The 14,341-nt window shown below is 45.5% G+C and carries 11 protein-coding genes and 1 other annotated feature (1 of these 12 cut by a window edge); all 11 genes read left to right on the plus strand.

All coding sequences use genetic code 11. The features are described from left to right. Positions 1 to 30: a binding site (T-box leader), on the plus strand (it extends 222 nt beyond the left edge of the window). Positions 31 to 122: 92 nt separating this feature from the next. The 11 genes from ilvB to lonB all read left to right on the plus strand — a co-directional run bounded on the left by ilvB (position 123) and on the right by lonB (position 14,207). Continuing rightward, the gene (ilvB, locus tag ACXAEA_RS07000) at positions 123 to 1,832 is read left to right on the plus strand and encodes an acetolactate synthase large subunit (RefSeq protein WP_475095187.1); all 1,710 of its coding nucleotides are present in this window, start codon (positions 123 to 125) and stop codon (positions 1,830 to 1,832) included. Further along, positions 1,829 to 2,344, plus strand: a complete 516-nt coding sequence (gene ilvN / locus ACXAEA_RS07005) for an acetolactate synthase small subunit (protein WP_475095188.1) — start codon at positions 1,829 to 1,831, stop codon at positions 2,342 to 2,344. The genes ilvB and ilvN overlap by 4 nt, the downstream gene beginning before the upstream one ends. Before the next feature lie 37 nt (positions 2,345 to 2,381). Beyond that, the gene (gene ilvC / locus ACXAEA_RS07010; RefSeq protein WP_475095189.1) at positions 2,382 to 3,404 is read left to right on the plus strand and encodes a ketol-acid reductoisomerase; all 1,023 of its coding nucleotides are present in this window, start codon (positions 2,382 to 2,384) and stop codon (positions 3,402 to 3,404) included. Beyond that, positions 3,391 to 4,929, plus strand: a complete 1,539-nt coding sequence (locus tag ACXAEA_RS07015; protein WP_475095190.1) for a 2-isopropylmalate synthase — start codon at positions 3,391 to 3,393, stop codon at positions 4,927 to 4,929. The genes ilvC and ACXAEA_RS07015 overlap by 14 nt, the downstream gene beginning before the upstream one ends. A 30-nt stretch (positions 4,930 to 4,959) precedes the next feature. Further along, complete coding sequence (gene leuB, locus ACXAEA_RS07020; protein ID WP_475095191.1) at positions 4,960 to 6,072, plus strand: 3-isopropylmalate dehydrogenase; 1,113 nt, start codon at positions 4,960 to 4,962, stop codon at positions 6,070 to 6,072. Positions 6,073 to 6,109: 37 nt separating this feature from the next. Then, positions 6,110 to 7,519 carry a 3-isopropylmalate dehydratase large subunit gene (leuC, locus tag ACXAEA_RS07025; protein ID WP_475095192.1) on the plus strand — a complete coding sequence of 470 codons (1,410 nt, stop codon included), beginning with the start codon at positions 6,110 to 6,112 and terminating at the stop codon, positions 7,517 to 7,519. A gap of 41 nt (positions 7,520 to 7,560) precedes the next feature. Continuing rightward, entirely contained in the window at positions 7,561 to 8,166 is a 606-nt protein-coding gene (gene leuD / locus ACXAEA_RS07030) for a 3-isopropylmalate dehydratase small subunit (RefSeq protein ID WP_475095193.1), read from the plus strand. Between the two features lie 117 nt (positions 8,167 to 8,283). Further along, positions 8,284 to 9,318 (plus strand): tetratricopeptide repeat protein, encoded by a 1,035-nt coding sequence (locus tag ACXAEA_RS07035; protein ID WP_475095194.1) that lies wholly within the window; start codon positions 8,284 to 8,286, stop codon positions 9,316 to 9,318. A 158-nt stretch (positions 9,319 to 9,476) separates the two neighbouring features. Next, on the plus strand, positions 9,477 to 10,766 hold the full coding sequence (gene tig, locus ACXAEA_RS07040; protein ID WP_475095195.1) for a trigger factor: 1,290 nt from the start codon (positions 9,477 to 9,479) through the stop codon (positions 10,764 to 10,766). A 346-nt stretch (positions 10,767 to 11,112) separates the two neighbouring features. After that, positions 11,113 to 12,375, plus strand: coding sequence for an ATP-dependent protease ATP-binding subunit ClpX (gene clpX, locus ACXAEA_RS07045; protein WP_475095196.1), 1,263 nt, complete (start codon positions 11,113 to 11,115; stop codon positions 12,373 to 12,375). A gap of 164 nt (positions 12,376 to 12,539) precedes the next feature. Then, positions 12,540 to 14,207 carry an ATP-dependent protease LonB gene (lonB, locus tag ACXAEA_RS07050; protein WP_475095197.1) on the plus strand — a complete coding sequence of 556 codons (1,668 nt, stop codon included), beginning with the start codon at positions 12,540 to 12,542 and terminating at the stop codon, positions 14,205 to 14,207. Positions 14,208 to 14,341: the final 134 nt, after the last annotated feature.

A 14,341-nucleotide genomic window follows, 5' to 3' on the forward strand; every position in this document is an offset into this window, starting at 1 on the left:
ACAGGAGACAAAGCCTATTCCATCCCTTTGCCTGGCACAGCCAGGCATATGGAGATGGAATGGGCTTTTTTATTTTGAAAAAAACAATAATAACCGCAATAAACAAACGGGAGGTTCGATAAATGGAAGCTGCCTTGAAGGAAACAAAGGCTGAAACAAGTCAGATGAGCGGCGCAGATTTGCTGCTTAAAGCTTTGGAAAAGGAAAATGTCGAAGTCATCTTCGGCTATCCCGGAGGGGCTGTCCTTCCGATTTACGACAAACTCTATGATTCTAAGATTCTTCATGTGCTGCCAAGGCATGAGCAGGGAGGAATCCACGCGGCGGAAGGATATGCGAGAATCAGCGGGAAGCCTGGCGTAGTGATCGCAACCTCAGGACCAGGAGCCACGAATATTATTACCGGCCTGGCAGACGCGATGATGGACTCTTTGCCGCTCGTGGTTTTCACAGGCCAGGTAGCGACCGGCGTCATCGGAACAGATGCCTTTCAGGAAGCTGATATTCTTGGGATTACTACTCCAATAACGAAGTACAACTATCAGGTTCGGGACACGAAGGACATCCCGAGGATCATCAAGGAAGCATTCTACATTGCAACAAGCGGCAGGCCGGGGCCAGTCGTAATCGATTTCCCTAAGGACCTTGCCGCAGCCGTTTCGGAAGAGCCTCCAGAGCAGGAAATCCATCTTCCAGGCTACCAGCCGACAATCGAGCCGAATTTAATCCAGGTAAAAAAATTATCAGATGCAGTCAGCAGGGCAAAACGGCCGGTCATTCTCGCGGGAGCAGGCGTCCTCCATGCAAAGGCTTCGAACCTTTTAAAAGAATTCGCAGAACAGCAGGGCCTTCCTGTTGTTCACACCCTTTTGGGATTGGGAGGTTTTCCAGCTGGACATAACTTGTTCCTGGGGATGGCAGGAATGCATGGCTGCTATGCAGCGAATATGGCGCTCTATCATTGTGACCTGTTGATCAATATTGGTGCAAGGTTTGATGATCGCCTGACAGGCAACCTGAAGCATTTTGCACCACATGCAATCGTCGCCCATGTTGACATCGATCCTGCTGAAATCGGCAAGAACGTCCCGACCCAGATTCCTGTTGTCGGCGACGCGGGAGAAGCGATAAGGCAGCTGGTCGGATTGGCAGGCACACCACCTGAGCATGATGACTGGATGGAAACGATATCAGCCTGGAAAAAAGATTTCCCTTATCATTACGAGGACAGTGATGTACTTAAACCGCAAAAAGTGATGGAGTTATTGTTTGAAAAGACGTCAGGGGAAGCGATTGTTGTAACCGATGTAGGCCAGCACCAGATGTGGGCAGCCCAATACTATCAGTTTAAAACTGCTGACCGATGGGTTACCTCAGGAGGACTCGGGACAATGGGATTTGGCCTTCCCGCAAGTATCGGAGCGCAGCTGGCAGATCCATCCGCCTGTGTTGTAGCTGTTCTCGGGGATGGCGGTTTCCAGATGTCTACCCAGGAGCTGGCGGTCATCGCAGAATACCAGCTGCCGATCAAAATTGCGATTTTCAATAATAACGCACTTGGAATGGTCAGACAGTGGCAGGAAATATTTTATAACGCAAGATATTCACACAGCAAGAACCCGGTACAGCCCTCCTTTGTGAAATTGGCTGAGGCATACGGCATCAAAGGGTACGAAATCCGATCCGAAGCAGAAGCGAATAAGGTTCTTGATGAAGTGCTCAATGACAATGAACCGGTGCTGCTCGATTTCAGGGTAGATGGAGATGAAAATGTATACCCAATGATTGCACCAGGAAAAGGAATCCACGAAATGGTGGGAGTGAAGAAATGAAAAGGATCATAACGCTGACAGTCTTGAACCGTCCGGGAGTATTGAACAGGATCACAAATCTATTTACAAAAAGAAATTATAATATCGAGAGCATTTCGGTTGGCCTTACTGAGCAAGAAGGGGTTTCGCGAATGACATGTGTTGTCCATGTCGAGAATGACGGGATGGTTGAGCAGATCACGAAGCAATTGAACAAACAGATTGACGTCCTGAAGGTTGCGGATATCAGTGACCAGGCGATTGTCGCCCGCGAGCTGGTTCTCGTGAAGGTGCCAGTCCTTCCTCACAACCGTGCTGAAATCTATTCGGTCATTGAACCATTCAGGGCTTCAGTGATTGATGTGAGCAAGGACAGCATCATCATCCAATTGACAGGAGAAACGGAAAAAGTTGAAGCATTTATTGATTTGATCAAGCCATACGGAATCAAGGAAATGGCCCGTACCGGAACGACAGCGTTCCCGAGGGGAAACCAGCGTTCCAGCCAGCAAAAAACATATTCATTTGTCTAATTAAAATTAAATTTTCTTTTAGAAAGGGAGAGGGAACATGGCAAAAATGTATTATAACGGTGATGCGAATGAGGCTTATTTTAACGGGAAGAGAGTGGCAGTTGTCGGGTACGGCTCACAGGGCCATGCGCATGCACAGAATCTTCGCGAAAGCGGCGTGGAAGTTGTCGTTGGATTAAGGCCAGGAAAGTCATGGGAAAAGGCGGAACAGGATGGATTTGAAGTTAAACCGGTTGCTGAAGCAGTAGCCGCATCAGATGTTGTCATGATCCTGTTGCCGGATGAGCGGCAGACCGCTGTTTACAAAAATGAAGTTGAACCTCAGCTGACAAATCAGGCACTGATGTTTGCTCACGGTTTTAACGTCCATTTTAACCAGATCGTCCCTCCGGAAAGCTGTGATGTTTTGCTAGTCGCACCAAAGGGCCCAGGACATCTTGTCAGAAGGACTTATGAGGAAGGTGCAGGCGTCCCGGCGCTATTTGCAATCCATCAGGACGTATCTGGCGAAGCAAGGGAACTGGCACTTGCCTATGCGAAAGCGATTGGTGCATTGAGAGCCGGGGCATTGGAAACAACTTTCAAAGAAGAAACTGAAACGGATCTTTTCGGGGAGCAGGCAGTGCTATGCGGCGGTTTGACTTCGCTCGTGAAAGCTGGCTTTGAAACGCTTGTCGAAGCAGGCTACCAGCCAGAGCTGGCCTATTTTGAAACGATGCATGAACTTAAGCTGATCGTTGATTTGATGTATGAGGGCGGACTCGAAGGAATGCGCTATTCCATCTCTGACACGGCACAATGGGGCGATTTTGTCAGCGGGCCAAGAGTGGTCAATGACCAGGTGAAACAGGAAATGAAAAAAGTTTTGACGGACATCCAGGAAGGCACTTTCGCAAAAGGATGGATTGCCGAAAATGAAGCGAACAGACCGGTTTTCAATAGCACTAATGAAAAAGAGAACCGCCACCAGATAGAAGTGGTGGGAAGAGAACTGAGAAAGATGATGCCGTTCGTCAATAAACAAAAGCAGAGAGAAGTGGCTGCCAGTGCGAAGAATTAAAATCTTTGATACGACATTGAGGGACGGGGAGCAGTCGGCCGGAGTCAATTTGAATTTTTCCGAAAAGCTTGAGATTGCAAAGCAGTTGGAGAGATTGAATGTCGATATTATCGAAGCAGGCTTTCCCGCAGCATCGAAGGGAGATTTCGCGTCAGTCGCGGAAATTTCGCGCCAGATCAAGGGATGTTCGGTAACAGGCCTGGCACGCTCGGTTTTGTCTGATATTGACTCTGCGTGGGAAGCGCTGCGGAATGGGGCAGAACCTAGGCTCCACCTTTTTATCGCAACATCGCCAATTCACAGGGTGCACAAGCTGAAGCAGACAAAAGAAGAAGTGATCGAAACGGCGGTAAGAACTGTTAAATATGCAGCAGCAAAGTTTCCGGTCATCCAATGGTCGGCTGAGGATGCCTGCAGGACAGAGCTGGAATTCCTTGCAGAAATCGTTGAAGAAGTGATTAAAGCTGGAGCGAAGGTCATCAATATCCCAGATACTGTTGGCTATATTTCCCCTCAGGAATACGGGAATATTTTTAAATATTTGCAGAAACATGTTCCTTCTATTAGTAAGGTTGAGCTATCGGCACACTGTCACGATGACCTTGGGATGTCCATCGCCAACTCGCTTGCAGCAGTGTCTGCAGGGGCTTTACAAGTCGAAGGGACAATAAACGGGATCGGCGAAAGGGCCGGGAATGCAGCGTTGGAAGAATTCGCGGTTGCACTCCATATCCGCAAAGATTTTTACCAGGCTGAAACGAGGATGAACCTCAAGGAAATCAGCAGAACGAGCAGCCTTGTCAGCAAGCTGACCGGGATGGCTGTTCCGGCAAATAAAGCGGTGGTTGGCAGGAATGCTTTTGCGCATGAGTCAGGAATCCACCAGGACGGGGTTTTGAAGGAGAAAACGACCTATGAGATCATTTCTCCTGATCTGGTAGGCTTACAGAATAACTCAATGGTTCTCGGGAAGCACTCCGGGCGGCATGCATTCCGGAATAGATTGAATGAAATCGGGCTGGCGGTTCCTGAGCAGGATATTAATCAATTATTCTCTGTATTTAAAGAACTCGCAGACCGCAAAAAGGAAATGACGGATGAGGACCTGGCGGCAATCATCCTTGAAGAGAAGCTGGCAAAGGAGCAGCAATTTTATCGGCTTGATTCGATCCAGGTCCAGTATGGCACCAACCAGGTGCCAACTGCAACGGTTACCCTTTATGGATGCCAGAATGAAAAAATCCAGGAGGCATCCACTGGTTCCGGCAGCATTGAAGCTTTGTATAATACGCTGGAAAAGTGCATGAAGGAAACTGCCAGTCTGCTTGATTACAGGATACAATCAGTCGGTGCAGGAAGGGATGCCCTCGCCCAGGTCTACGTGAAACTGGAGTTCGGAGGCTGTGAGACCAGCGGCAGAGGCCTTGCTCAGGATGTACTTGAAGCTTCAGCGAAAGCTTATCTCAATGCAGTTAATCGGGTTTTATATATGGAAGATACTAAGAAAATTGCAGTCAATGGCTAATAAAACCATAAAAAAACGGAGGCGAATGTTATGGAAAAAAGGATCGCAGTCCTGCCAGGTGATGGCGTAGGCAAAGAAGTAAGCAGGGGGGCGGTCAGCATCCTCCAGGCAGTAGGTGAGCTTTATGGCCATAAGTTCCATTTTTCTTATGGTGAGATCGGCGGGGCAGCAATCGATGAATTCGGGACCCCGCTCCCGGACCATACACTCGAAATGTGCAAAGCAAGCGATGCCGTCCTGTTAGGGGCAGTGGGAGGTCCAAAGTGGGATCGTCTGCCTGGGCATATCCGTCCTGAAAAAGGGCTTTTGAAAATCAGGAAGGAGCTCGGTCTTTATGCAAATGTCCGGCCAGTTCAATACTATTCTAGCATTTCAGGGGTTTCGCCGCTGCGCAAGGAAGTGATCGATGGTGCTGACATGGTCGTTGTCAGGGAATTGACAGGCGGGCTTTACTTTGGAAAACCAAGCGAGAGGAAAGTTCAGAAAGGCGAGGCATCCGTAGTAGATACATTGTTTTATCAGAAAAAAGAAATTGAGAGAGTCATTCGCTATGCGTTTGAGCTTGCATCTACCCGCAAAGGCAAGGTGACTTCAGTGGATAAGGCGAATGTCCTGGAATCAAGCCGAATGTGGCGGGAAACAGCAGAAGAGGTCGCAATGGATTACCCAGGCGTCCGGCTTGAGCATATGCTAGTCGATAATGCGGCAATGCAGCTGATCAAGAATCCTCGCCAGTTTGATGTAATGGTAACAGAGAATATGTTTGGGGATATTCTAAGCGACGAGGCATCGGTATTGACTGGATCGCTTGGCATGCTGCCATCAGCCAGCGCATCAGTCGAAGGACCATATCTTTATGAACCGATCCATGGATCAGCTCCTGATATCGCCGGCATGAATGCAGCCAATCCGATTGCGATGATCCTTTCTGCGGCGATGATGCTGAGGATGTCCTTTGGTCTTCAGGAAGAAGCGGAAGCTGTCGAAACCGCCGTAAAGCAAGTCCTTGATTCTGGCAGCAGAACTAGAGATATCGCAACACTTGGCAATCCGTTCGTTACAACTGAGGGGATGGTTGAAGAAATCCAGGCAGCACTCATGGATAATGAAGCAATCTTGAATATCATGAGCGCTTACGCATAATAAAACCAAAATCAACGAGTAAAAGGGGAGGGTATTATTGGGGAAAACGATAATAGAAAAAATTTGGGAAAACCATGTCGTCCAAAGGGAAGAAGGCAAACCAGACCTCATGTACATTGATCTTCATCTAGTACATGAGGTAACCTCCCCGCAGGCCTTTTCCGGGCTGAGGATGAAAAAACGGTCAGTGAGGAGACCGGATCTGACATTTGCGACAATGGATCATAATGTTCCTACCATCAATCGCAGCCAGATCGATGATCCAGTTGCCGAAAACCAGATGGATACATTAAGGGATAATTGCCTTGAATTCGGCATTCCGCTCGCTGACCTTGACAGCCCTGACCAGGGGATCGTCCATGTCATTGGACCAGAGCTTGGACTGACGAAGCCCGGGATGACCATCGTTTGCGGTGACAGCCATACATCGACGCACGGTGCTTTCGGGTCATTGGCTTTCGGAATTGGAACGAGCGAAGTGGAGCATGTGCTTGCTACCCAAACCATCTGGCAAACGAAGCCGAAAACCTTGAAAGTCGAAGTATCCGGCTCACTCAGTCCAGGAGTGAGTGCCAAGGATGTCATCCTGTTTATCATCAGTAAATATGGAGTCAAATTCGGAACTGGCTACGTGATCGAATTTTGCGGCGATGTTGTCAAGAAGATGTCGATGGAGGAAAGGATGACGATTTGCAATATGTCGATTGAAGGAGGAGCGAAGGCTTCAATTGTCGCTCCTGATGATAAAACCTTTTCCTACCTCAATGGAAGGAAATATGTTCCCGAAGGAGATGCCTTCCTTGATAAAATCCTTGAATGGAAACAGCTTTCTTCAGACCAGGATGCTGTGTATGACAATGTGATAGAAGTCGATGGCGATGATGTTGCCCCGATGGTCAGCTGGGGCACGAATCCATCCATGACCGCGCCCGTAACAGACAGGGTACCTACCTTGGCTGAATGCGAAACGGATTCCGAAAGAAAATCCGTCCAAAGAGCTTTTGAATATATGGGCCTTGAAGAAGGACAACAAATCACAGATATTAATGTCACCAAGGTTTTCATCGGCTCTTGTACAAATTCACGGATCGAGGATCTCAGGGCAGCATCCGAAGTCATCAAAGGAAAAAAAGTCGCACCTGGCGTGCAGGCCATCGTCGTGCCTGGGTCGCAGACTGTCAAGAAAATAGCAGAAGCAGAAGGCATTGCCCAAACTTTTATTGAGGCAGGGTTCGAGTGGAGAGAATCCGGCTGCAGCATGTGTCTCAGCATGAATGCGGACATTGTGCCAGCAGGAGAACATTGTGCATCCACTTCCAATCGCAACTTTGAAGGCAGACAGGGGGCAGGGGCACGGACACATTTAGTCAGTCCTGCCATGGCAGCGGCAGCAGCGTTATTTGGACGTTTCGTCGATGTCAGGACATTGGTTGGCGTTGTTGTTTAGAGAATATAATACATCAATCTTTCAGAAGAAAGGAGCCGGGTATGTCCAGTTTTAAACAATTTACCGGAAAAGCCGTCGCAATGGACCGGGCAAATGTGGATACAGACCAAATCATTCCAAAACAATTCCTTAAAAGAATCGAGAAAACAGGTTTTGGCCAGTATCTGTTTTATGACTGGCGCTTCAACGCAACAGGTGAGCTGAATGAAAAATTCGAACTGAATCTCCCGGAAAATCTGGGAGCATCAATATTAATCGCCAATGAAAATTTTGGCTGCGGTTCATCCAGGGAGCATGCCCCGTGGGCACTGATGGATTATGGTTTTAAAGTGTTGATTGCGCCTTCCTTTGCCGATATTTTCAAACAAAACTGCCTGAAGAATGGTATTCTGCCTGTTGTACTAAAAGAAGATGAAGCTGCCTATTTACTAAATAGAGCAGGAAAACAGCCATATGAACTGACTGTTTCGCTGGAACAGAAAACTGTATTCGACAATGAAGGTTTCAAAGCAGAGTTCGAGATCCACCCATACTGGTACAATATGCTCCTGAATGGATGGGATGAAATAGAATTAACACTGCAATTGGAAGACAGCATAAAAGAATATGAAGCGAAGCAGGCGGACAACGAGAAACTAATTTCATAAAAAACAAAAAGATTCACAGGCCACTTGTGAATCTTTTTGTTTTTTCCGGGATTCATGCTAAACTTACTTCAATCGAAAAGAGTACGTACAATTATATTGAGTAAGGCGGTTGTTTATATGAAAAAACGGGATTCGAAAAAGGACAATGTGATCCTGTTTCCCGGTCTGGAAAAACGCTTATTGGAAAAGGGTCTGGAATACTTAAAACAGAAAAAATACAGAGATGCGATTCAGTTCCTTGAGCAGGCTTTAGAGTATGACCCTGAGAATAGCGATATTTATGTAGGGCTCGTGCTCGCGAATTATGAGGCTGGAAATGCGATACAGGCAAAAGAGATAGCGGCTGAAATGCTGCGAAGCGGCCTGGGTGAATATATACAGGTTATAGATCTATACTTAATGATCCTTGTCCAATTGAATGAATACACTGTAATAGTTTCTACTATAGAAGCACTTCTCGAAGAGCGGGAAATTCCTGCTGACAAGCATGAACATTTTATCAGAATGCTTGAATTTGGAAGAAGGATGCTGGATGGGGAAGCAGATAAGGCAACATTTGAAGCTTTTGAAGAGGAAGCGGAGAATGGAATGGAAGACCAGGAGCTGCAGCTGTTCGATTACAAAGACCCGAATGAACAGGTCATGATAGCGGCAAGGCTCGCAAAGGAAAACATCCGCCCTTATATAAATGAAATAAGAGAGTATGTGGCGGCTGAGGAAGGACATCCATTCCAGAAAACAATGCTTCTTAATATATTGAAGGAACAGGAATATGCGGAAGAAATGAGCGTGCGCAAATTTGGCTGGGACAAGTCATTCATTCCTGTTAAGCTTCCGGAACTGAAGGATTATATTGGTTCGAATGAGGCCAATCAATTATTAAGAACCCAAATAGAAAGTGAAGACCCTGTTCTATTTGAAAACATCCAGAGCCTGATTGAAAGACATTTCTTTTTAATTTATCCTTTTGATCCGCCGAATGGTCCCCCTGAAGCCTGGGCGGCAGCCTATCACTATATGGCAAATGAATATTTTGGTTTCGAGGATCCATTGGAGACTTTTGCTGAAATGTATGATTGTTCAAGTGAAGAAGCAAGCCAGGTTCTCGCTTTTATCAGAAGCCTAGAAGAAATTTCTTATCCGATAATATAGTCCAGGCTGTTGAAACGAAATAATCCTGTGTTATAATGTAGTGGTTGTATTATGTAAAAATCATTCTATTTTACATTTAATCTGGAATATTGCTTGGTAAACAAGAGTATTCATCGTCGAATGAAAATGACAATAGATTATTGTTGGAGGGAAACTGTATGTCTGCAAAGGTAGAAAAATTAGAAAAGAACCAAGCGGTTCTAACAATCGAAGTTGATGCAGAAAAGGTCAATCAAGGTCTTGACGCTGCATTCAAGAAAGTCGTTACTAAAGTTAACGTACCTGGATTCCGTAAAGGGAAAATGCCTCGCCAAATGTTCGAAAAGCGTTTCGGCGTAGAATCTTTATATCAAGATGCAATTGATATCCTTCTTCCGGAAGCATATTCAAATGCAATCGAAGAAACTGGAATCGAGCCAGTTGACCGCCCAGAAATCGATGTAGAGCAAATCGAAAAAGGCAAGAGCTTTATCTTCAAGGCTACTGTTACAGTTAAGCCAGAAGTGAAGCTTGGCGAGTACAAAGGGCTTGAAGTTGAAGCATTCGACACAAACGTAACTGATGAAGAAGTAGAAAACGAACTAAAATCAATGCAAGAGAAGCAGGCAGAGCTTGTTGTTAAAGAAGAAGGCACTGCTGAAAATGGCGACACAGTTGTCATCGATTTCGAAGGATTCGTTGATGGCGAAGCTTTCGAAGGCGGCAAAGCAGAGAACTATTCACTTGAACTTGGATCAGGTTCATTCATTCCTGGTTTCGAAGATCAGCTAGTTGGAACAGCTACTGGAGAAGAAAAAGACGTTGAAGTTTCTTTCCCGGAAGAGTACCACGCTGCTGAGCTTGCTGGAAAGCCTGCAACTTTCAAAGTGAAAATTCACGAAATCAAAGGAAAAGAACTTCCAGCTCTAGATGATGAGTTCGCTAAAGATGCTGACGAAGAAGTAGGTTCATTAGATGAGCTTAAAACTAAGATCAAAGATCGTCTGGCTCACGACAAAGGTCACCAGAAAGAACACTTCGTACGTGACACTGTAGTGGAAAAAGCTGCAGCTAACGCTGAAATCGAAGTTCCTGATGCAATGGTTGACACTGAAGTTGACCGCATGATCAACGAATTCGAACAGCGCCTTCAAATGCAAGGCATGAACCTTGAACTTTACTTCCAGTTCTCTGGCCAGGACGAAGCTGCTCTTCGCGGACAAATGAAAGAAGAAGCTGCTACACGCGTACGTGTTAACCTGACTCTTGAAGCTATTGCAAAAGCTGAAAACATCGAAGTATCTGATGAAGAAGTAAATGCTGAGCTAGAAAAAATGGCTGAAATGTACAACATGACAGTTGAAAACATCAAAGCTGCACTAGGTGGAAGCCTTGAAGGAATCAAAGGCGATCTACAGCTGAAAAAAGCAGTTGATTTCCTTGTGGAAAACAGTAAATCTGTTGCATAATAGAATTAGGTAATATAGAACAAGGCGCGAGTACATCGTGCCTTGTTTTCTACAATAAAAACACATATACATATATCAATATACATACATAATTTTTTAGCAATTTGCCATATGCCGATTTAATGGGCTCATTTATGGTTAAGATGATTTAGTACATATTTTTTTTATCGGTTCATAAGCACGAACTGTCTGTGTCAAGGTTTATTATTTCCTGTACCCTGGCAATTTGTGATACAATGCAATACATACCTGCTCGAAAGCAGCAGAAAAATCGTTACTTAATACTTCGTTTGCTTATGAATCGCAGCTTTATATATTGTTTAGAAGTTCTCAAGGGGTGAAGGCATTGTTCAAATTTAATGATGAAAAAGGGCAGCTTAAATGTTCTTTCTGCGGCAAGACGCAGGATCAAGTCCGCAAATTAGTAGCAGGGCCAGGCGTCTATATCTGTGATGAGTGTATTGAATTGTGCACGGAAATCGTTGAGGAAGAACTGGGCACTGAAGAAGAAGTGGAATTCAAGGATGTTCCAAAACCAATGGAAATCCGCGATATCCTTAATGAGTATGTAATCGGTCAGGATCAGGCGAAGAAGAACCTGTCTGTAGCGGTATACAATCACTATAAGCGTATCAACTCTAACAGCAAGATCGATGATGTCGAGCTTTCAAAGAGTAATATTGCGATGATTGGGCCTACAGGGAGCGGTAAAACTTTGCTTGCACAAACACTGGCTCGTATTCTGAATGTACCATTCGCGATTGCCGATGCTACATCACTGACAGAAGCAGGTTATGTTGGTGAAGATGTTGAAAACATCCTTCTGAAATTGATCCAGTCTGCTGACTACGATGTGGAAAAGGCTGAAAAAGGGATCATTTATATCGATGAAATCGATAAAATTGCCAGAAAATCCGAAAACCCGTCTATTACAAGAGACGTTTCCGGTGAAGGCGTCCAGCAGGCGCTTTTGAAAATTCTTGAAGGAACAGTGGCGAGCGTTCCGCCTCAGGGTGGACGAAAGCATCCTCATCAGGAATTCATTCAGATTGATACGACGAATATCCTGTTCATTTGCGGTGGGGCATTTGACGGAATCGAACAAATCATCAAACGCCGTCTTGGCCAAAAAGTAATTGGCTTTGGATCGGATAAGAAAGAAGAAGAAATCCACAAGAAGGAATTATTGTCAAAAGTACTTCCTGAAGACTTGTTGAAGTTCGGGTTAATTCCTGAATTCATCGGCCGTCTTCCGGTAATTGCCAGCCTGACTCCGCTTGACGAAGAAGCGCTGGTTGAAATCCTGACTAAGCCGAAGAACGCGCTTGTTAAGCAATATCAAAAGATGCTTGAGCTTGATGATGTCGAGCTGGAATTCGAAGACGATGCGTTGATTGAAATTGCCAAAAAAGCAATCGAGCGCAAGACAGGCGCACGTGGACTTCGTTCAATCATCGAAGGCATCATGCTTGAAGTCATGTTCGACCTTCCATCACGTGAAGATATCGTAAAGTGTATCATCACAAAGGAAACAGTCGAAAACAACATGCCTCCAAAGCTTGTGCTCGAAGACGGAACAGTTCTTGAAGATGAAAGAACTTCAGCTTAATACTAAAGCCCGGTTATTTTTAACCGGGCTTTTTTGCGCTTATTTAATATTTAGTACGCATCTCAGCAATGGGAAATTTCACTTGAAAATATTGTTTATTCCAACCATGTCAAGGGGATACTAGGGTAAAGCAAACAGTATCAACTTATGGGAGGGAATGTCAATTGAGTTGGACCGGGATCGCCTTATTTATACAGCTGTTTTTCGGTATCATCATCGGGCTGTATTTCTGGAATCTATTAAGGAATCAGCGGACGCAGAAGGTTTCGATTGATCGTGAATCCAGAAAGGAAATGGAACAGTTAAGGAAGATGAGATCGGTTTCTCTTAGTGAACCGCTCGCTGAAAAAGTCCGGCCTTCCAGTTTTAATGATATAGTTGGCCAGGAAGATGGAATCAAGGCATTGAAAGCAGCACTATGCGGGCCGAATCCGCAGCATGTGATCATTTATGGACCGCCTGGAGTCGGAAAAACGGCTGCTGCCAGGCTTGTTTTAGAAGAAGCAAAGCAAAACGCGAAATCTCCTTTTAAAACGTCATCAGTATTCGTTGAACTTGATGCGACGACTGCAAGGTTTGACGAAAGAGGGATTGCCGACCCGCTTATTGGATCTGTTCATGACCCGATTTATCAGGGTGCTGGTGCAATGGGACAAGCTGGAATTCCGCAGCCAAAGCAGGGAGCTGTAACAAACGCTCATGGCGGGGTTTTATTTATTGATGAAATCGGGGAACTCCATCCAATCCAAATGAACAAGCTTCTGAAGGTACTTGAAGACCGGAAAGTATTTTTGGAAAGTGCATATTATAATGAAGAAAACATGCAAATTCCCAGTCATATCCATGATATTTTTAAAAATGGGCTTCCAGCTGATTTCCGTCTTGTCGGCGCTACGACAAGAACTCCAAGCGAAATCCCTCCAGCAATAAGGTCGAGATGCATGGAGGTATTTTTCCGTGAGTTAACGCAGGAGGAAATATCGGAGGTTGCAAGGAATGCAGCGGAAAAAGTAGAGCTTGCGATGAGCGATAAGGCAATAGAAATCCTGTCCAATTATGCGCGCAACGGCCGTGAAGCGGTTAACATGGTTCAAATTGCCGCAGGGCTTGCGATTACAGATGAACGCAACTATATCAAAGAAGATGAAATTGAGTGGGTCGTCCATTCCAGTCAGTTGACACCAAGAATGGAACGTAGAATCAATGAAAAATCTGCAGTCGGTCTGGTAAACGGACTTGCTGTATATGGACCTAACACCGGAGCGCTCCTCGAGATCGAAGTAACCGTCATCAAAGCTAAGGAAAAAGGTTCGATTAATATTACCGGCATTGTTGATGAAGAAAGCATCGGCGGACAGGGCAAGTCGATCCGCAGGAAGAGTATGGCGAGGGGATCGATTGAAAATGTCATCACTGTGCTAAGATCAATGGGTGTTCCAGCCGATGAATTCGATATCCATGTCAATTTCCCCGGCGGGACTCCAATCGATGGACCATCTGCCGGTATCGCGATGGCAACCGGAATTTACTCAGCCATTTATAAAATCCCGATGGACAATACTGTCGCAATGACAGGCGAAATCAGCATACATGGGAATGTAAAACCAATTGGCGGCGTGTATCCGAAGGTGAAAGCTGCGAAAAAAGCTGGAGCAAAGAAAGTCATCATACCAAAGGAAAATGTTCAGACCATCCTGAACGAAATAACCGGGATCGAAATCATCCCAGTCACCCACCTGGATGAAGTATTTGATATTGCTCTTGTAAAAGACCGGCCGCTGGAACAAATTATTTCCGTTGCCCCTGATCTGACGAAAAAAGAAACAAGTTAATGCATTTAAAAAGGACGCGTGCTGGCGTTCTTTTTTTTGCACTGCGAAGAAACAATCGGTCCGGGAGCAGACATATTTTTAACTGGTTATCAGGATACTAAGCAGTAGATATAAAAGAGGACTTTCCGCTCTTG

The sequence above is a fragment of the Mesobacillus sp. ABV4_180 genome, assembly GCF_056158485.1.